Annotated in this window: 17 protein-coding genes and 3 pseudogenes; 10 read left to right on the forward strand and 10 right to left on the reverse strand. The window is 61.0% G+C overall.

Annotation, left to right across the window (positions count from 1 at the left end; genetic code table 11):
• Nucleotides 1-15 precede the first annotated feature (15 nt).
• From ACSQ9D_RS24130 to ACSQ9D_RS24175, 10 genes and pseudogenes are all read right to left on the reverse strand, one after another.
• Nucleotides 16-396 carry a DUF6481 family protein gene (locus ACSQ9D_RS24130; protein ID WP_436284414.1) on the reverse strand — a complete coding sequence of 127 codons (381 nt, stop codon included), beginning with the start codon at nt 394-396 and terminating at the stop codon, nt 16-18.
• 160 nt (nt 397-556) lie between these two features.
• Entirely contained in the window at nt 557-766 is a 210-nt protein-coding gene (locus ACSQ9D_RS24135) for a cold-shock protein (RefSeq protein ID WP_436284415.1), read from the reverse strand.
• Nucleotides 767-1,030: 264 nt separating this feature from the next.
• Nucleotides 1,031-1,156: pseudogene (locus tag ACSQ9D_RS24140) on the reverse strand (sarcosine oxidase subunit gamma family protein); the annotation flags it as partial.
• A gap of 219 nt (nt 1,157-1,375) precedes the next feature.
• Complete coding sequence (locus ACSQ9D_RS24145; protein ID WP_436284416.1) at nt 1,376-1,816, reverse strand: hypothetical protein; 441 nt, start codon at nt 1,814-1,816, stop codon at nt 1,376-1,378.
• A 276-nt stretch (nt 1,817-2,092) separates the two neighbouring features.
• Nucleotides 2,093-2,589, reverse strand: a pseudogene (locus tag ACSQ9D_RS24150) (RES family NAD+ phosphorylase).
• A 9-nt stretch (nt 2,590-2,598) separates the two neighbouring features.
• Nucleotides 2,599-2,949: an MbcA/ParS/Xre antitoxin family protein gene (locus ACSQ9D_RS24155; RefSeq protein WP_024315526.1), complete on the reverse strand. Its 351-nt coding sequence runs from the start codon at nt 2,947-2,949 to the stop codon at nt 2,599-2,601.
• Between the two features lie 200 nt (nt 2,950-3,149).
• Nucleotides 3,150-3,683, reverse strand: a complete 534-nt coding sequence (locus ACSQ9D_RS24160; protein WP_436284417.1) for a sarcosine oxidase subunit gamma family protein — start codon at nt 3,681-3,683, stop codon at nt 3,150-3,152.
• Nucleotides 3,676-6,639 (reverse strand): sarcosine oxidase subunit alpha, encoded by a 2,964-nt coding sequence (locus ACSQ9D_RS24165; RefSeq protein WP_436284418.1) that lies wholly within the window; start codon nt 6,637-6,639, stop codon nt 3,676-3,678. The genes ACSQ9D_RS24160 and ACSQ9D_RS24165 overlap by 8 nt, the downstream gene beginning before the upstream one ends.
• On the reverse strand, nt 6,636-6,914 hold the full coding sequence (locus ACSQ9D_RS24170) for a sarcosine oxidase subunit delta (protein ID WP_436284419.1): 279 nt from the start codon (nt 6,912-6,914) through the stop codon (nt 6,636-6,638). Before ACSQ9D_RS24170 ends, ACSQ9D_RS24165 begins: the two co-directional genes overlap by 4 nt.
• 23 nt (nt 6,915-6,937) lie before the next feature.
• On the reverse strand, nt 6,938-8,188 hold the full coding sequence (locus ACSQ9D_RS24175; RefSeq protein ID WP_436284420.1) for a sarcosine oxidase subunit beta family protein: 1,251 nt from the start codon (nt 8,186-8,188) through the stop codon (nt 6,938-6,940).
• A gap of 93 nt (nt 8,189-8,281) precedes the next feature.
• Between ACSQ9D_RS24175 and ACSQ9D_RS24180 the strand changes: the two genes are divergently transcribed.
• From ACSQ9D_RS24180 to ACSQ9D_RS24225, 10 genes and pseudogenes are all read left to right on the forward strand, one after another.
• Nucleotides 8,282-9,256 (forward strand): GlxA family transcriptional regulator, encoded by a 975-nt coding sequence (locus ACSQ9D_RS24180; protein ID WP_436284421.1) that lies wholly within the window; start codon nt 8,282-8,284, stop codon nt 9,254-9,256.
• A gap of 37 nt (nt 9,257-9,293) precedes the next feature.
• A pseudogene (locus ACSQ9D_RS24185) lies at nt 9,294-9,514 on the forward strand (helix-turn-helix domain-containing protein); the annotation flags it as partial.
• 726 nt (nt 9,515-10,240) lie between these two features.
• Complete coding sequence (locus ACSQ9D_RS24190; protein WP_436284422.1) at nt 10,241-10,819, forward strand: TetR/AcrR family transcriptional regulator; 579 nt, start codon at nt 10,241-10,243, stop codon at nt 10,817-10,819.
• Nucleotides 10,820-10,865: 46 nt separating this feature from the next.
• Entirely contained in the window at nt 10,866-12,143 is a 1,278-nt protein-coding gene (gene fabF / locus ACSQ9D_RS24195) for a beta-ketoacyl-ACP synthase II (protein WP_436284423.1), read from the forward strand.
• Nucleotides 12,144-12,236: 93 nt separating this feature from the next.
• On the forward strand, nt 12,237-13,052 hold the full coding sequence (locus ACSQ9D_RS24200) for an oxidoreductase (RefSeq protein WP_436284424.1): 816 nt from the start codon (nt 12,237-12,239) through the stop codon (nt 13,050-13,052).
• An 826-nt stretch (nt 13,053-13,878) separates the two neighbouring features.
• Complete coding sequence (locus tag ACSQ9D_RS24205) at nt 13,879-14,379, forward strand: NADH-quinone oxidoreductase subunit J (RefSeq protein ID WP_072377081.1); 501 nt, start codon at nt 13,879-13,881, stop codon at nt 14,377-14,379.
• Nucleotides 14,379-14,681, forward strand: a complete 303-nt coding sequence (gene nuoK / locus ACSQ9D_RS24210; RefSeq protein WP_037122536.1) for an NADH-quinone oxidoreductase subunit NuoK — start codon at nt 14,379-14,381, stop codon at nt 14,679-14,681. The genes ACSQ9D_RS24205 and nuoK overlap by 1 nt, the downstream gene beginning before the upstream one ends.
• Before the next feature lie 4 nt (nt 14,682-14,685).
• The gene (locus ACSQ9D_RS24215; protein WP_436284425.1) at nt 14,686-16,149 is read left to right on the forward strand and encodes a monovalent cation/H+ antiporter subunit D family protein; all 1,464 of its coding nucleotides are present in this window, start codon (nt 14,686-14,688) and stop codon (nt 16,147-16,149) included.
• A complete protein-coding gene (locus ACSQ9D_RS24220; RefSeq protein WP_436284426.1) occupies nt 16,146-16,400 on the forward strand; it encodes a hypothetical protein in 255 nt (84 codons plus the stop codon). Before ACSQ9D_RS24215 ends, ACSQ9D_RS24220 begins: the two co-directional genes overlap by 4 nt.
• Nucleotides 16,393-18,153 carry a Na(+)/H(+) antiporter subunit D gene (locus ACSQ9D_RS24225; RefSeq protein WP_436284427.1) on the forward strand — a complete coding sequence of 587 codons (1,761 nt, stop codon included), beginning with the start codon at nt 16,393-16,395 and terminating at the stop codon, nt 18,151-18,153. The genes ACSQ9D_RS24220 and ACSQ9D_RS24225 overlap by 8 nt, the downstream gene beginning before the upstream one ends.
• Nucleotide 18,154 lies beyond the last annotated feature (1 nt).

Consider the following 18,154-nt stretch of genomic DNA (forward strand, 5'->3'; position numbering starts at 1 on the left):
CTGTCTTGAAAAATGTCAGGCTCTACGAGCCTTACGTGCCGCGTATCGACGGTCACGTTCCGCCTTGCGAGCCGCCTCATCGGCGACATCCCGATGAATTCGATCGTTGATGACGGCTTGCCGGGCTTCTGCCTCGGCCCGTTCGTCGGCTTCTGCAGTCGCCGCCAGTGCCGCCGCTTCCATCAGAACACGCTCGTGTTCCGCCTTCCTTGATGCTTCGCGGTCGGCGCGACGCGCTTGTCTGGCGGCAGCGATCGCTTCGCGTGCAGCAAGTCGTTCCCGCATCGCGGGATCGGTCGATTTCGGGGCAGACGCAAACTTCGCCAGAAGCCGCTTTTTGGCTTCCGCCGCAGAATTCCGCCGTTCGGCAAAGCCGTTGTCGCTTTTGTGTCTCAACGTGTCTTCCTAGTTGGATTTTCAAAGGTCGGGAACAGAGAAGGGCATTCGTCGCGGTTCAACGGGCCTTACGACGAAAAAAAGGCCAGGCGTGCGCCTGACCTTCTCAACTCGTGGCCCGCCATGCCGGTACATCCGCGGTCATGACAGGCGCTTAAGCTCATGCGGCCTGGAGCTGGCCGGCGGACATCCTGCCCGACTTCTGGTCGCGCTCGACCTCGTAGCCGAGCTTTTGTCCTTCGACGATCGAGCCCATTCCGGCCCGCTCAACAGCAGAAATGTGAACGAACACATCCGCACTGCCGTCGTCGGGCTGAATGAAGCCAAAGCCCTTCGTGGCGTTGAACCATTTAACTGTGCCAGCGGTCATCACAAACCCTTTCATAGCAACGTTGATCACCGCTGGGCGATGCACAGCGGCTAGTTTTCGACTTTTGAGAGGGGAAGTTCGTTACGAAGCGCCAAGCGCAGCAACAACAAATATCGGCAAAACAAAGTATCGATGCGTTCTGATACATGGGGGAGCCAGCGGCGTCAACCTCCTCCAGCCGCCGCCAGCGTACTTTACCTTATCGATGGTCGCGGCGGCCATCTGCTTGCCGTCGATGATGACTGTAATAGGTTTACTCCCGCTTCATACGTATTCGGCGCGCATGCGGGCAAGGTGGTCCCACAGGCTTTCGGCGAAGCCGCGCAGTACGATGATTTCGAAGGCGTCGTCGTCGACCCGCATGATGTGCGCCGCGATGTGGCAGATCAAGCGTCGTTGGCGCGACAGCGCTTGACCTCAACACGCCGAATAAAGAAGACCCCTTAAGTTTACAGCCGCACCGACTGCTATCCCACTCATCCCCGGCCCGCGAAAGCCTGGACGCGCTCGATTCTGCGGTCGAGCGGCACTGCCTAGGTGGCTTGCCTGGAAGTGCCAATCGCCATATCTCGCAAATCCGGCCGATACCGGGATGACGAAGGGCGGCCCTTACTTCACCGTGATGCTCATACCGCTGAGATCGGCGTTGATTTGCAGGCCTACCTGCTTGCCCGAGAGTTCGAGTTGGGCGCCCTTGTCATTGGTCATGACGATCACTTGGGCCCCTGTTCCAAGTGCCCCGCCACCGCCCGCCGCCCCGTAGATCCCCGTCACATCTCGGGCGCGGCGAATGTGGCGAACGCTACCTTGGAAATAGGTCTTAGAAGCGCCGAAGGCGAGACCGCCCGAGATGCCGCCGACCGAGATGGGATAGCGGCGGCCATGGAAGGTCAACGTGCCCTCGCCTCCGGCGCCACCGACGAAGAAGGCCGCCTTGTAGATGGCGAAGCGGATCGTGCCGCTGTCGGCATGCGCGGCGCTTGCAAGGCTCACTCCCGCGCCGGCGATGACGGCAAACGCGACTGAACGAAATCTGGACGAAATCGTCATGATGAGAACTCCTCAAAATCGCCACTTACCCAGCCGGCCGGGCACGTCACCGTCGGATCAACGTTATAGCTGAACAGTCTGGTCCGTCGTTCGTTCCAAGCACGCGGACTGAATCCGACTGCGAGAAAGAAGAGGAGGGGCACAAATTCCCTGGCGACGCGGCGCTGTCAACGACGGTGGAAAACGATGGTTCCATCCCTGACGGTCGGCGTGGTCATGCCGACCACTTATCTTTCCAACCATTAAGCCCACGACAAGATGACATCGCCGGGCGGGCTATTCCGCTTGACCCAGGCGGTTCTCGTCGTCAATCAGGATCAGTCGTGCTGGCGCGCGCTCAGCCCATGCCCAAAGAACCAGGTTCAGATCCTCGCGCCCGGGGCGAAGCTTCGAACGAGCAGACCATGATAGCCGCCGGCGGCCAGCCGCCTGGCGAAGTCCTGCGTTCTGGCCTCGCCGCTTGCCTTCATCTGATCGCGCCATGTCGGGTCTGAAATCGCGGCGGCATCCATTCCTTTGGCCTGAAGCGCATCTTCGTCGCGACAGTCGTAGACGCTCTCGAAAGCAGCGTCATAGGAGACGAGCGTTGTCGGCTGCAGGTTGCCGACCTGATTGGCCTCGCGCAACGCAGTCATCACTGATAGCGACGTGTAGAGCGCCGGCATCCCCTTTGGGTTGAACCTTCCGCCATAGAGTTCGGCTCCCCGGCCCGAGAGTGGCTGGCGAGCATATATCGGGTTCAGTGCCCGATAGAGCTTACCTTCATATCGCATCAGCTGGGGCTACGCGTGGATACCGGCGTCGACCGCGTCAATATAGTCGAGCACCTCATCCGCACGGCCGTCGCGCACCAGTTGCATGGCCGTCTGGCCCGAGAAGCCGGGCAGGGGCTCGGAGCGATACCACGCATAGGCCATCAGTCCCGAGCCGAAGCGCGGCTCGACCTTGTTGACGACCTCGATCATCTCGCGCAAGCGACGCTGGGTCTTGCCGGAGCGGATACGGTCCTTGCGCTGGATCGCGTCCTTGCCGAGTCCGGCGGTGCGGGCGATTTCTTCGCTGGTCGTGCGGAAAACGTCCGCGATTTTGCGCGGCGCAAACAGCCCGTTATCCGCATATTGAGCGAGTCCCATTTCTCTTACCTTCGTTCCAGAATGCCAATCTCACTGACGATATATAGCGTCAGAAACAGCGGTGTTCAATCCGATAAGAGGCCAATGCGGAAGGAGGAAGGGGAAAAAGCTGGTTACAGATCGGCCGGACAGTCGACGCCTGCGCTCAACCGCGCCCTGCCGTGATCTCGTCCCCCTCGTCCTTTGCAGAGCTTCCCACTTCACACGTATTCGGCGCACATGCGGGCAAGGTCGTCCCACAGGCTTTCGGCGAAGCCGCGCAGTACGATGATTTCGAAGGCGTCTTCGTCGACCCGCGTGACGTGCGCCGCGATGTGGCCGATCAGCGTGGCGGTGGAGCCGCCGACCGCAAATTCCGAAAGCGAAAGATCGACGGCCGTCCCTTTGGCAAGCACCCGTTCGACCAAGGAGCCCCTCACGAGGATCCTCACACGACCATGGCTCTGGTCGATACCGTAGGCGTCGGGCTTCAGCGCGTCGAACAACGATGTCAATTCCGCATGTGATTTCATGTCGTTTCCGACGATCAACCATTGGCCGGGGCCGGCGGCGCGAACGGCATGCGCGGAGCCGTCCGACAGCTGTGCGAGGCGATCGGCAAGGCTATCGTCGCCGGGCCTTCCCAGCACCTGGACGACATGGCCTTCCGGCACGGCTTTAAGCGAAATCCGGTCGGAAGCGACGGGGTGAATGGCTGCAAGCACCCGACGCAAGGTGAGGCGAAATTCAGACATGGAGCTTCTCGTTTTCTGGGTCGACGAAAACTGGATGGCAGAGGCGGCCGGTTGTGAACTCTTCCCGCAGGCCGTTCCAGACCAGCACTTCCTCGCCATGTCGTTGCGAACCCCGCTTTACGAGCGCAAGCCCGATCGTGGAGCCCACATGCGGCGAATAGGCCGCCGAGGTAATATAGCCCTGGTCGTTTTCGAGCGTCGCTGCGGCGCCTTTCTCAAGGATATGGGAGCCGCTGCGAAAGGACGTCGTCGGATCGAGCGGTACAACGCCGACAAGCTGCGGCCGGTTGACGGACGTCAGTCCCCCGCGGTCGACCATGGTCTTGCCGATGAAATCCGGCTTGGCGGCCGACACCATCTTGCCGAGGCCGAGATCTGCCGGGACGACAGTGCCATTGATTTCGTTATGGGTGACATGTCCCTTTTCGATGCGCAGCACGCTGAGTGCTTCGACGCCATAGGGTTGGATGCCGTGTTCGCGGCCGGCCTCCATGAGCGCGTCGGCGATGCTTTCGCCATAGCCGGCCGGCACGGCAAGCTCAAAGGCAAGTTCGCCAGAAAACGAGATCCGGAACAGCCGACCGTGCAGTTGACCGGCGCAGAGCGAGACCTTTCTCGCGGCGAGGAAAGGGAAGGCTTCGTTCGAGATATCTTCGTCGACGATTGCCTGCAGGATGGTCCGCGATTTTGGTCCGGCGATCGCCATCTGCGCCCATTGGTCGGTGGAGGAAGCGAGCCGCACATCAAGGTCCGGCCAGAGCGCCTGGGCGCAGAATTCAAGGTGAACCATGACGCCCGCCGCAAGAGCGGTCGTCGTCGTCATGAAGAAATGATCCTCCGACAACCGGCTGGTCGTGCCGTCATCGTAGATCATGCCGTCCTCGCGCAGCATCAGTCCGTAGCGCGCCTTGCCCACCGGCAGTTTCAGGAAGGCGTTCGAATAGACACGGTTGAGAAATTGCGCTGCATCCTTGCCGCAGATCTCGATCTTGCCGAGCATCGACACATCGCAGAGCCCGGCATTTTTGCGGACATTGAGCACTTCGCGGTCAACGCTTTCCCGCCAGGCAGTTTCACCGTCGCGCGGGAACCAGGACGAGCGATACCAGAGCCCGGTCTCGACGAAGGTCGCGCCATTGTTTTTGGCCCAGCCATGAAGGGGTGATTTGCGCACCGGTTGGAAATGGTCGCCGTGATAGGCGCCGGTCAAGGCACCAAAGGAGACAGGCGTGTAGAAAGGCCTGAATGTCGTCGTGCCGACGTCAGCAGGGGAAATGCCGCGTGCTTCGGCCAGAAGCCCGATGGCGTTGACGTTGGAAAGCTTACCCTGGTCTGTGGCCATGCCATTGGTGGTATAGCGCTTGGCAAGCTCCACATGGCCGTAGCCTTCCTGCACGGCAAGGCTAAGATCCTTGCAATTGACGTCGTTCTGGTAGTCGACGAACGCCTTGCCTTTGACGCCGGGAATGCTCCAGACGGGTTTTGCGGCAGGCGAGACGATTTCGCCCTCGACAGGTCCGAATGACGCGCGTGTCGCCCTGAAGCCGAGTTCCTCGACAAGTCTGGCGGCCTGCGCCGAACCTTCGTCAAGGCAGGCGGCGATGCCGGCAGTGGTGGCGACGGCGCCGGCAAGTTCGAGGCCGTTGAGGTTTAAAGGTGCCAGAAATGCCGAATGCTCCTCTGACCAAACAGGCTTGCCGCCGCGGTGGCAGGCAAGGTGGATGATCGGGCTATAGCCGCCGGCCATCGCCAGCGCATCGACCTTGATCGTATCCGTGCCGCCGTTCTTGAATATCGTGATGGAGGACAGCGCCTTGCCGCCATGAGCGTCGCAGACATAGGCGCCGTTGATGACACGCGCCTTGCCCGCATATGTCGTGCCGGCTAAAGGCCGCGTGTCGACGATGGCGACGGGAACGATGCCGCGCGCTTCCAGATCCTGCGCCAGCGCATAACCGCTGTCATTGGTGGTGAAGATCGCCACCTGCCTGCCGGGCGCCACGCCATATCGGTTGAGATAGGTGCGCATGGCGGTTGCCATCATCACGCCTGGGATATCGTTGCCGCCGAAGACGAGCGGCCGCTCTTCGGCGCCGCTCGCCAGCAGTGCCTTCTTCGCGACGATGCGCCAGAGCCGCTCCACCGGCAATGCGGAGTTCGGGGCATAGACATGCTTCTGGACCCGCTCGACGGCACCGAAGACGTTGCCGTCGTACCAGCCAAAGGCGGTCGTCCGGGTCAGGATCTCTACGTTGGAAAGGGACTGCAGTTCGTCCATAGCCTGCCGCAGGAACGCGGAAGCCGAGGCCGTGCCGATCGAGGCCGTCTCGCACAGCAGGGAGCCGCCGGCGACTGAATGTTCGTCGACCAGGATGACCCGAGCACCGGCGCGTCCGGCGGTCAGTGCGGCTGCGAGCCCGGTCGGACCGGAACCGATCACCAGCAGGTCGCAGTGCGCCCAGCATTTCTCATAGGTGTCGGGGTCGGCCTCATAGCTGGCCTTGCCAAGACCGGCAGCCTTGCGGATGAAGGGTTCGTACAGTTTCTCCCAAAGAGGGGCCGGCCACATGAAGGTCTTGTAATAGAAGCCGGCGCCGAGGAAGGGCGACAGCAGGCTGTTGAGTGCGCCGATATCGAATTCGAGCGATGGCCAGCGGCTTTGGCTTTTTGCCTCGAGCCCCTGGTAAAGCTCCTGCATGATCGCGCGGGTATTGGCTTCGGTGCGACCGCCCTGTCCGATCGTCATCAGCGCATTCGGTTCGGCCGCGCCCGCCGTCAGGATGCCGCGTGGGCGATGATACTTGAAGCTGCGTCCGATCAACTGACGACCGTTGGCGAGCAGTGCAGACGCCAGACTATCGCCTTCGAAACCGAGAAGGCGCTTGCCGTCGAAGGAGAAGGAGAGCGGCGTCTGGCGGTCGATCAGGCCGCCGGTCTGCAAACGATAGGATGTCATCGGCGGATATCCGTTGCCTGTGCGATAACGACATCGCGGCTTGCTTCGATCTCATGTGTGGCGGTATCGCGAGCCACCACCAGCCAGCGGCGACATCCAGACGTATGGTGCCAGTATTCCTCGTAAGCCCCACGCGGATTGTCGCGCAGATAGACGTAATCCATCCAAATTTCCGCATCTGCATCAGCGGCGGGGCGGGCGATTGCCGCACCCTTGATGGTGAATTCTTCCTTGGGTCTTACACCGCAATGCGGGCAGGGGACGAGGCTGGCCATGTCCGGCTCTTCCTTGTTCGGGGTCAGTGGAGGTTGGGTTGGGCGCCCTGGCCCTTCTCGTCGATCAGGTAGCCGCGCTCGAAGCGGTCGAGACGGAACGCCGTCGCCGTTGCCTGGGGCCTATCTCGGGCAAGAAGATGGGCAAAGCAGAAGCCCGAGGCGGGCGTTGCCTTGAAGCCGCCGTAGCACCAGCCGGCGTTAAGATAGAGATTGTCGAGATGGGTGCGATCGATGATCGGCGACCCGTCCATCGACATGTCCATGATGCCGCCCCAGGAGCGAAGAACGCGTACGCGTGAGAGCGCCGGTATCATCGCCTTGCCCGCTTCGGCGACATGTTCCAACGTGGCAAGATTGCCGCGCTGAGCGTAGCTGTTGTAGCCGTCGATATCGCCACCAAAGACAAGACCTCCCTTGTCAGACTGGGATACGTAGAAATGTCCGGCACCGAAGGTCACGACGCCATCGATGAAGGGCTTTAGACCCTCGGAGACGAAAGCCTGCAGGACATGGCTTTCGATGGGAAGTTTCAGCCCGGCCATTTCCGCGACGCGCGAGGAGTTGCCGGCAGCAGCAAGCCCGAGCTTGCCGCAGCCGATGAAGCCCTTCGTCGTTTCGACGCCAGTGACCCGGCCATTGTCGCGACGAATGCCCGTGACCTCGCAATTCTGGATTATGTCGACGCCGCGCATGTCAGCGCCGCGAGCATACCCCCAAGCAACCGCATCATGGCGCACGGTGCCGCCGCGCTTTTGCAAAAGTCCGCCCCTAATCGGGAAGCGGGCATTGTCATAGTCGAGGAAGGGCAACATCTTGCGCACCGCGGCGCGATCGAGAAGGTCGGCATCGACGCCGTGCAGGCGCATGGCATTGCCGCGGCGTGTATAGGCGTCGCGCTGGGCGTCGGAGTGGAAGAGATTGAGGACGCCGCGTTGGGAAACCATGGCGTTGAAATTGAAATCCTGCTCCAGCCCTTCCCAAAGTTTCATGGAAAGCTCGTAGAAGGGGTTGTTGCCGGGCAGCAGGTAGTTGGAGCGGATGATCGTGGTGTTGCGACCGACATTGCCGGAACCGATATAGGCCTTTTCCACAACAGCGACGTTGGTGACGCCAAATTCCTTGGCGAGATAGTAGGCCGTCGCCAGACCATGGCCGCCACCACCGACGAGGATCACGTCATAATACGGTTTCGGCTCGGGCTGCCGCCAGGCCGATGTCCAGCTCCTGTTGCCGCGCAGACCGTTCAGAAGAAGTGAGAGAGCCGAATATCGCATGGTGGGCCATCGCTTGAGAATGTCGTGATGACGCTAGACCCAGGTCCATGGATTTGATTGCACCAATGGGACAATATGATGTAGGTTTAGGACATGCTGTCAGCAGATACAAAAACGAGGCATCGCATGGGCTTTGTGCTGATGCCGAATTTTGCGTTGATGTCCTACGCGTCGGCGACCGAGCCGTTGCGGGCGGCCAATCTGATTGCTGGTCTTTTGCTTTACGATGTCATCGCGCTGTCGCCCGAAGGCCGGCAGGTCAGGAGCTCGTCCGGGCTGTCCGTCGAGTGCCGGGATCTGGCTGTTGATGGAAGCGCCTGCCACACGATCTTCGTCTGCGCAGGCGGAGGCCCGGGCGACTGGATCGACCATGGTGGCCTTTACGGGACGTTGCGCAAGCTTGCGCGTCAGGGTGTTCGGATCGGCGGCATTTCCAGCGGCGCCTATGTGCTTGCCGCTGCACAGCTGCTGGAAAATCGTGACTTTACCATTCACTGGGAGCATGCGGCGGTTCTCAAGGAGGCTTTTCCGCATCTCAATCCGCGCCAGGCGCGCTATGTCATCGACGGCAATCGTATTACCTGCGGCGGCGGCGTTGCGCCGCTCGACATGATGCATGCGATGATTTCGGAGAGAATGGGTTCGCATTTTGCGCGTCGGGTTAGCGATTGGTATCTGCACACGGACCTTGGCGAACCCTCAGCGCCGCAACGAGGGTCGGCGGTAGAACGGTTCGGCACCCATCATCCTGCTCTTTTGACCGTGCTTGAAAAGATGGAGGCGACGATCGAGCAGCCGCTGGACCGGGCGACATTGGCGCAGTTGGCCGGTATCAGCCCGCGCCATCTCGACAGGCTTTTTGCTGATCACATGAAGTCGGGTCTTTTGCAGACCTACAGGGCGATACGACTGCGCCATGCGCAGCGGCTTTTGCAACAGAGCCCCCTGTCGATTTCCGAAATTGCCTTTGCCACCGGCTTTTCCAGCGCCAGCCATTTCTCCAGGGCGTTGAAGGAAATGACTGGAAAACCGCCCGGTGCTTTTCGTTTGAAGTTTCCTCAGGATTAAACAATATTCCTGTGAGGGCTCGATCGGATGATGCAGAATGGCAGAGAAGAACGCAAAGGCCAAAGCAGCCGCAACATTGTCGCAGGGTCCGCATGCTGTGCGCGAGCCACGCGTGAACAATCTCGAAATGGCGATCGGCCACGAAGTGCGTCGAAGCTCGGTATCACCGTCACTGATCTGGCGGCTGCTACCGGCGTTTCGGTTGGTATGCTGTCGAAGATCGAGAACGGCAATATATCGCCATCGCTGACGACATTGTCTTACCCACTTGCCGCGGGCCGATGAGCGCGACGGCAGGCTGAGAGTCGATCAGATCGTTCAGTTCACGTTCAATTCTACGCTCGGTCATCCTTGTATTTATGGAGTTGCATTCCGGCTCCGGGCACCAAACCACCATTGATTTTGTTGTGTTTTATCTTGCTAAGTGTCCGGAGATCCTGTTTGGCTGGATACCACTATCTCTTAATGACCGCTCTCGGCCGCCCTAAGCGGACATAGAAGGTCGCATCGACGAACGCGGCTTTGCGCCCTCATGTCGGTCGTTGAGATCAGCTTCGGTGCTTCCTGAAAGCGGACATCATGACGGCCGAAGGCGACCCATATCTTGCGCAGAGCGAATGGCCGCTTCGCGCCAATTCTCGACATCTTCGCGGATGGACAACGCGAAGGTACGAGACTCGACTGCAGGCGTGGGAAAGCTCTGGCTTCCGGCGCGCGGATAGCCCTGCGGCGTGTCGAGCATTGGCCGCTACATCGAAGTTAGCGGCATAAACCTTTAGCGGTAAGCCAGGCAGGTCGGGCGACAGCTTGACCCGTCTCCTCCGCCAACCGAGGCCCTATTCGGCAGCCATTGCTGCGCGCGGTTCCGGTTCCTCCGTCCTGCGCTCTGGGTTTTGCGGATCATCTCGTATCTCCTTTTTTAGATTGCGTCCGCCCTCTATACGGCGTATAGATTACGAATGAAATCTAAAAAGGGACACGACGATGCGCGTAAGTCGCAATCAGGCCGCGGAAAACCGCGAAACCGTGATCAACGTGGCAAGCCGTCTTTTTCGGGAGCGAGGCTTTGACGGCATCGGCCTTAAGGATCTGATGAAGGGTGCCGGGTTGACCCAAGGCGCCTTTTACAAGCAATTCGAGTCAAAGGACGACTTGGCTGTGCAGGCATCCAGGCGCGCGATGGAGAGCGCCACCCACCGGTGGTCGGCCGCAACAGCAGCAAACCCTGAGAATCCGCTCGACGCAGTGATCTCGTTCTATCTCAGCATGGATCATCGCGAAGAAAAGATGGACGGCTGCCCGGTCGTTGCACTCGGCTCGGATGCTGCCAGACAGGGTGCCGACGTGAAGGCGTCATTCGAAGCCGGGATCAAGGAGTACCTTGAGATGCTAGGCAGTTGGGTTGGCGAGGCCGACGGCGACGAGGCCGGCGGCAAGGCCATGGCCATTCTCTCGACAATGGTCGGCGCGGTGCTGCTCTCGCGGGTCGTCAACGACCTGGGCCTCGCGCAGGCTTTTCTGGATGCGGCGACCGATCAGGTTCGCGAAGCAGTCACCGCTTGAACGGCGTGGGCAGCGCTGTCGGCGCACCCAAGTGATAGGAGAATAGATGCGACGGATTGTGGTTACAGGCATGGGGGCGGTCACGCCCCTTGCTGCCGATGTTGAAGCGTCCTGGTCGCGTCTCCTGGCCGGCCGCTCGGGCATCCGGAGGCTTCCGGACGATGTGGTGGGCGACCTGCCCGCGAAGGTCGGCGGGGTGGTGCCCTCCATAGAAGAAGAGCCGGATGCTGGTTTCGATCCGGATGCCGTCCTGCCGCCGAAGGATCAGCGCAAGGTAGATCGGTTCATTCTCTTTGCGCTGGCGGCGGCGGAAGAGGCGCTTGTGCAGGCAAAATGGAAGCCGGGCTCGGAAACGGATCGCCTGCGCACGGCCACGATCATCGCTTCAGGGATCGGCGGGTTTCCCGCCATCACCGAGGCGGTGCGCACTGTCGACCTGCGTGGCGTCCGCCGCCTGTCGCCCTTTACGGTGCCATCCTTCCTGGTGAATCTTGCTGCAGGCCACATCTCGATCCGCCATGGCTTCAAAGGCCCACTCGGCGCGCCGGTGACGGCGTGCGCGGCCGGCATCCAGGCGATTGGCGATGCGGCTCGTCTTATTCGCGCCAATGAAGCCGATATTGCCGTGTGCGGCGGGACGGAAGCATGCATAAATATCGTCAGCCTCGGTGGGTTTGCCGCGGCACGCTCTCTTTCGACCTCCTTTAATCACCGTCCTGATGAGGCCTCCCGACCCTTCGACAAGTCGCGCGACGGCTTCGTCATGGGCGAAGGAGCCGGCATGCTGGTCATCGAGGAATTGAGCCATGCGCTGGCGCGCGGCGCAAAACCGCTCGCCGAGCTCGTCGGCTACGGGACGACCGCGGATGCTCACCACGTCACTTCTGGTCCTGAGGATGGCGACGGTGCGCGCCGAGCCATGGAGATCGCAATTGCGCAAGCAGGGATTTCGGCGCGCGAGGTTCGTCATCTCAATGCGCATGCGACCTCCACGCCAGTAGGCGACCTAGGTGAGATCGAGGCAATCAAGAGCGTGTTCGGGCGCGATTACGCGATAGCTGTCAGCGCAACGAAATCGGCGACCGGACACCTGCTGGGCGCGGCTGGCGGGCTTGGTGCCATCTTCGCGATCCTGGCGCTCAGGGATCAGGTCGCCCCGCCGACCCTCAATCTGGGCGCGGCCGATGCGGCCGGCGACGGAATCGACTTCGTCGCAAACGAGCCCCGGCCAGTGGAAATGGAGTACGCGATCTCCAATGGATTCGGCTTTGGCGGCGTGAATGCCAGCGCCTTGTTCAGGCGCTGGAACCACCCGGTGGCCTGACGCGAGCGCCAGGGGCAGTCAGGACAGACGCTCTTTGCTCCGACCTTTCATGCTTCTCCACTCCGATCCAACGCAAAGAAGGAAATGATTTCCATGAACAAGACCAATACTGGCGTCGCCCTCGTCACAGGGGCATCCTCCGGCATCGGGCGCGCAACCGCCAACACCTTACGGAACGCCGGCTTTCACGTATTCGGAACCAGCCGTCGCATGGCCTCCACACAATCCGAGGGCGTTACCATGCTGACCTGCGACGTGACCGACGACGCGTCCGTTGCGACAATGGTCGATGACGTTCTGGCCAAGACCGGACGCATCGACCTGCTTGTCAACAATGCCGGTATGGGTCTGTTTGGCGGCGCGGAGGAGTCCTCAATCGCACAGGCTCAGGCGTTGTTCGAAGTGAATGTCTTCGGTGTTTTCCGCGTGACGAACGCGGTCCTGCCGGCAATGCGACGCCAAGGGAAGGGCAGAATCGTTAATTTGAGTTCGGTGCAGGGGTTCATCCCGGCTCCCTATTTCGCGCTTTACTCGTCGACCAAACACGCCGTCGAGGGTTATTCCGAATCGCTCGATCACGAATTGCGCCCGTTCGGCATTCGCGTTTCGCTAGTCGAGCCCGCCTATACCCGTACGTCATTCGAGGACAATCTCGCCGCCCCCGATCAGTTGCTTGATATCTATGACTCTGCGCGCGCTGGCATGACTAGGACCGTTCGGAAATCGATGGAAAAAGGCGATGCGCCCGAAGTGGTAGCCAAGACCATTTTGGCCGCTGCGATCGATCCCGCTCCGAAGAAACGCTATGCGGCGGGAAAAATGGCGCGCCAGGTCAGTCTCCTGCGCCGTTTCGTCCCCGCGTCCGCATTCGACAAAAGCCTGCGAAAGCAGCTCGGGCTGCCGGTCTGACGTCGATATCGACATCCTGTTTTGCTCAACGGGGCAGGAGTTATGGTCTCGATAACGTCAGAACCGCCGTTGAGCCGGACGTCTGCTAACCGGCACCCAAGAGGGCTCGGTTAAGGCCCGATGAGGGGCCAGACTGAGACTTTGGTTCCACCAGGTTAACGTCCGCCATCGCCTTTCGGACGACGGAAGCTGCCAGTCCGCTTCCGGCCCCCAGTCGGACATACGTCGCTTATGAGCTGACGTCCGTTTTTGGCGCAAAGCTGCCAAAGAGGGCTGGACACTTTTCGAAAAAGCATAATGATTGCGTAGCACTTTTTGGTGTCCAGCCGCAGCCTAACCATATTGTTTTTGTTGATTTTCCGCGGCCCGAATTTGTAAGGAAGGAATGCGTTGCTGTTTCAAGAATACGGGCGCGCTTCGGATGCTTCAGTCGCGGCCGCGCTTTCGATCCTGGGTGTTGTCGTAGGATGCGGCCTGATTGAACGATTGGTGCTGCGAGGCTGCACCCTCCTGCAGCTGCACCACATGGCTGCCTCGGTGAGATGGCCGGATCAACCCATGGGTGGAGAACCTGTCCGGCTCCAGGCCGGCCCGGCTGCACATATTCCCGGACCATATCGACCATCAGGCTGCACACTCGCTCCAGCAGGCTCTCGCGAGTGGCTTTCGCCACATTCGGATCGGCCCGGTCTTGTTCCACCAATGACAATAATCTTGTGAAAAATCCGAGACTAGGGCACAATTTATAAATGCACCTGTAGTGCGCAACTATCTCAAATCCGGCCGTCTCGCGCTGGGTGACAGCTTGCGCGGGAGGGTCGCGCCGATGGGTCAGGGGTTCTTTCTTCTGTTCGCGACGGTGTCCGTGATTGCGGCCCTGACTGTGGTCGTGGCGCGCAATCCGGTTCACAGCGCATTGGCGTTGATGGCGTGTTTCCTGCAGATTTCTGCAATCTTCATCCTGCTCGAAGCGCCGTTGCTCGCCGTCATCCAGATCTTCGTCTATGTCGGCGCGATCATGGTCCTGTTCCTGTTCGTGATCATGATGATCGATGTGCGCGAAGCGGTGTTGCAGCGGTTCTTGCCGGGCGGCAACCTGCCAGCTCTGGTGCTGCTCGTCGTGCTTGGGGTCGAGATGCTCGTACTGGTGCTCCGCAGCGAGCGCTTTTCGGTAACCGAGCCCGCCGCCATGCGCGGCGGCGATGGCATCAGGCAGCTCAGCACGACGCTTTTCGCTGACTACCTGCTGCCGTTTGAAGTCGCCTCCATCATCTTGCTGGCGGCCTTGGTCGGCGCCATCGTGCTGGCGCGAAAGGAGCAGGGGTGATGGTTCCGCTCTCGTGGTACATCGTGCTCGGAGTGGTCCTGTTCGTGATCGGAGCGGCGGGCGTACTGCTCAGGCGCAATATTCTGGTCGTGCTGATGTCGCTGGAGCTGCTGCTCAACTCGGTCAACATCAACTTCATCGCTTTTGGGCGTCAGTACGACGACTTCCGTGGACAGATCTTCGCGATCTTCGTCATCGCAATCACCGCGGCGGAGGTTGCCGTCGCCCTTGGCATCCTGGTCGCCTTTGTGAGGAACAAATCCACCCTCAAGGTCGACGATGTGACGATGATGAAAGGATAGCGGTTTGGACCCGGTGATATCGATCCGGCCGCTGCTTGCCGTTGCCGTCCCAGGTCTGGCGGCTCTGGCGATTCTCCTTCTGAACAACCGCGAGAAACTCCGCGATGTCGTCTCGCCGATGGCGGCGATCGCCATGTTCGCGATTGTCGCCTCGATGGCACCCACCGTGCTGGCGGGCGGGACAATCGATTTGCGCCTGTTCGAGATCCTGCCGGGGATTGACTTCGCTTTCCGGGTCGATGCGCTTGGCATGGTGTTTGCCACCGTCTCGTCGCTTTTGTGGATCGTGGCGGCGATCTATTCCATCGGCTACATGCGGCATTTGAACGAGCACGCGCAGACCCGGTTCTTCGCCTGCTTCGCCAGCAGTCTTGCGGCGGCCGCCGGCGGCGCTTTCGCCGCCAATCTGTTCACGCTGGTGGTCTTCTACGAGGTGCTCAGCCTCGTTACCTATCCGCTCGTTTACCACCACGAGGACGAAGAGGCATGGACGGGCAGCCGCAGGTACCTCGTCTATTTGATGGGCGCCTCGAAAAGCGCGCTTCTCGCCGCGCTGGCGCTGACCTACCATATTGCGGGATCGCTCGACTTTGTCGCGGGTGGGCTGCTGGCCGGGGTCAATGCCTCGGCGGCGCTGCTGACGGTCGTCTATTTCTGTTATCTCTTCGGCTTCGCCAAGGCCGCGGTGATGCCGATGCACGCTTGGCTGCCTGCCGCGATGGTGGCGCCGACGCCGGTCAGCGCGCTCTTGCATGCGGTGGCCGTGGTCAAGATGGGCGTGTTCTGCGTGCTGCGGGTGGTGTTCGATGTTTTCGGCACGAGGCTGGTGGACGGGCTGGGGCTCGGCATCGCCACGGCCTATCTGGTCTCGTTCACGATCCTGATGGCGTCGGTCTACGCGCTGACGCGGGACGACTTAAAGGCGAGGCTCGCCTATTCGACAGTCAGCCAGCTCTCCTACATCGTGCTCGGCGTGGTTCTACTGTCTCCAGTCGCGATGGTCGGCGGGATCATCCACATCGCGGCGCATGCATTCTCCAAGATCACGCTGTTTTTCTGCGCCGGATCGATCTATTGCGCGTCTGGCAAGCGCAACGTCAGCGACATGGCCGGTATCGGCCGCCGGCTGCCGTGGACGATGGGTGCATTTTTTGTCGCCTCTCTGAGCATGATCGGTGTGCCGCCGACCGCGGGCTTCGTCAGCAAATGGTATCTGGCCTGGGGCTCGGTGGAGGGCGGGCAAATCGCGTTCCTGGTCGTGCTCCTGGCGAGCTCGGTCCTGAACGCCGCCTATTTTCTGCCGGTCAGCTATGTCGCCTTTTTCGGGACGGAGGCGCAGGAAAGCCCGGCGACGGTCCGTGAAATTCCGATGATAACAATCCCGCTGATCGCGACCGCCATCCTGTCGGTGTCGATGGGCATCTTCCCAGACTATTTCCTCGCCCTGGCACAAGGAGTTGTCAGATGATAAAGCGCGTGGTCGATTTCTTTGGCGACGACGTATATGCCAGTCAGCGGCGCCGCCTGTTCTATCTGGCGCTCGTTCTAATCGTCATCGCCGACTTTCTGGTTCCCCGCGAACACGGCGCATACCTGTGGGACCAACTGCCGGGCTGGTCGGCCGTCTACGGCTTCTTATCCTGCATTCTACTGATCTTCGTTTCCAAGTTCCTCGGCCATCAGGGTGGGCTCATGCGGCGCGAGGACTACTATGACTGACTTCGTCCATCCCGCCCTGCTCTTCATTCTTGGCGCTGTGCCGATCCCTTTCCTGACCGGATCGATCCGCAAGCTCTATCTGCTGCTGATTCCAGTGCTGGCGATCCTCGCCGTCGTTGCGATGCAGCCGGGCAACTACGGTGCGGCGTCGTTTATCGGACACCAGATCCTGATCGCCAAGGTCGACAAGCTGAGCATCGTCTTCGCCACTGTCTTCACCATCATGGCGCTGATTGGAACGGTCTACGCGCTGCACCTGCCTCGCCCCGGCCAGCATGTCGCCGCGTTCGTCTATGTCGGCAGCGCGCTTGGCGTGGTGTTCGCCGGCGACTACCTGACGCTCTACCTGTTCTGGGAAGGCATGGCGTTTGCCTCTGCCTACCTGGTCTTCGTCCAGGGCGGCCGGCAAGCGATCAGCGCCGGGTTCCGGTATCTCATGGTCCATATCACCGGCGGCGTCGTCCTGCTTGGCGGCGTCATTCTCTACGGGCTTACGACAGGCTCGGTGCTGTTCGGCCCGATCGTGGGGGGAATGGGTGTCGGTGCTTACCTGATCCTTGCCGGGTTCATGCTCAACGCCGCGGTGCCGCCGCTCAACGCCTGGCTGACCGACGCCTATCCCGAGGCGACCGTCACGGGGGCGGTGTTCATGAGCGCCTTCACCACCAAGACCGCCGTCTATGTGCTGGCGCGAGCGTTTCCGGGCACCGAGCTTCTGGTCTGGTTCGGTACCGCGATGGCGCTCTATGGCGTCATCTACGCGGTGCTGGAGAACGACTGCCGGCGGCTCCTGGCCTATCACATCGTCAGCCAGGTGGGATATATGGTGGCAGGCGTCGGTATCGGGACCGAGATGGCAGTGAACGGGGCCGCGGGCCACGCCTTCGCGCATATCCTCTACAAGGCGCTCCTGTTCATGGGGGCCGGGGCGGTGATTCATGTGACCGGCCGGCGCAAGCTCACCGAGCTTGGTGGGCTCTACAAGGCCATGCCGCTGACAGTGGCGCTCTATATGGTCGGCGCCTTCGCGATTTCGGCATTTCCATTCTTCTCGGGCTTCGTCACCAAGTCGATGGTGATAGCTGCTGCCGGGCAGGATCATCGCGCGCTGGTGGTGCTGGCGCTGACGATGGCGTCGTCGGGGACGTTCCTGCACACGGGCCTGAAACTCCCCTATTACATGTTTTTCGGCACGGACCGGAAACTGGAGGCGCGTGAGCCACCCCGCAACATGCTGGTTGCCATGGCCATGGCGGCGGTGCTCTGCGTTGCCATCGGGGTTTTCCCCCAGCCGCTCTACGCGCTTCTGCCTTATCCAGTCGACTTCGAACCCTACACCGGCGTCCATGTCACCGAGAGCCTCGGGTTGCTGATGTTTACCGCACTGGGCTTCGTGCTGTTCCTCAGGACGCTCGACCCCGAGAACACCATCAGCATCGATACCGACTGGTTCTACCGCAAGGGTGCGCGTTGCTTCATGTGGATCGCCGAAAAGCCGCTGGCACGCTACGAGAAGGCCGTGAGCAATGTGTCCGAGACCGTGGCGCTGCCCTTCCTGCATGGGGCAGCGCAGGCCGGACTGCGGGTCGATCTCACTGGCGTGGACGCCATCGTGAATGGCGTCGCCCGCTCGATCCTGCGCGGCGGTGGGGCGCTGCGGCGGCTACAGACCGGCGTCGTGACCCATTACGCGCTGGCGATGATCGTCGGTGTGATCGCCGCCACCGTCGTCTTCGCCGTGGCGTGGCGGTAGG

Origin of the sequence: Rhizobium sp. LjRoot258 (assembly GCF_964254185.1) — a bacterium.
Lineage (GTDB): Bacteria > Pseudomonadota > Alphaproteobacteria > Rhizobiales > Rhizobiaceae > Rhizobium.

Bases quoted from the DNA above. Each gene is read 5' to 3' on its own strand.
- nuoK (WP_037122536.1), top strand. From the start codon at position 14,379: ATGGTTCCGCTCTCGTGGTACATCGTGCTCGGAGTGGTCCTGTTCGTG.
- ACSQ9D_RS24165 (WP_436284418.1), bottom strand. From the start codon at position 6,639: ATGACATCCTATCGTTTGCAGACCGGCGGCCTGATCGACCGCCAGACG.
- ACSQ9D_RS24155 (WP_024315526.1), bottom strand. From the start codon at position 2,949: ATGGGACTCGCTCAATATGCGGATAACGGGCTGTTTGCGCCGCGCAAA.
- ACSQ9D_RS24220 (WP_436284426.1), top strand. From the start codon at position 16,146: ATGATAAAGCGCGTGGTCGATTTCTTTGGCGACGACGTATATGCCAGT.
- ACSQ9D_RS24145 (WP_436284416.1), bottom strand. From the start codon at position 1,816: ATGACGATTTCGTCCAGATTTCGTTCAGTCGCGTTTGCCGTCATCGCC.
- ACSQ9D_RS24200 (WP_436284424.1), top strand. From the start codon at position 12,237: ATGAACAAGACCAATACTGGCGTCGCCCTCGTCACAGGGGCATCCTCC.
- ACSQ9D_RS24180 (WP_436284421.1), top strand. From the start codon at position 8,282: ATGCTGTCAGCAGATACAAAAACGAGGCATCGCATGGGCTTTGTGCTG.
- ACSQ9D_RS24205 (WP_072377081.1), top strand. From the start codon at position 13,879: ATGGGTCAGGGGTTCTTTCTTCTGTTCGCGACGGTGTCCGTGATTGCG.
- ACSQ9D_RS24190 (WP_436284422.1), top strand. From the start codon at position 10,241: ATGCGCGTAAGTCGCAATCAGGCCGCGGAAAACCGCGAAACCGTGATC.
- ACSQ9D_RS24135 (WP_436284415.1), bottom strand. From the start codon at position 766: ATGACCGCTGGCACAGTTAAATGGTTCAACGCCACGAAGGGCTTTGGC.
- ACSQ9D_RS24170 (WP_436284419.1), bottom strand. From the start codon at position 6,914: ATGGCCAGCCTCGTCCCCTGCCCGCATTGCGGTGTAAGACCCAAGGAA.
- ACSQ9D_RS24175 (WP_436284420.1), bottom strand. From the start codon at position 8,188: ATGCGATATTCGGCTCTCTCACTTCTTCTGAACGGTCTGCGCGGCAAC.
- ACSQ9D_RS24225 (WP_436284427.1), top strand. From the start codon at position 16,393: ATGACTGACTTCGTCCATCCCGCCCTGCTCTTCATTCTTGGCGCTGTG.
- ACSQ9D_RS24160 (WP_436284417.1), bottom strand. From the start codon at position 3,683: ATGTCTGAATTTCGCCTCACCTTGCGTCGGGTGCTTGCAGCCATTCAC.
- fabF (WP_436284423.1), top strand. From the start codon at position 10,866: ATGCGACGGATTGTGGTTACAGGCATGGGGGCGGTCACGCCCCTTGCT.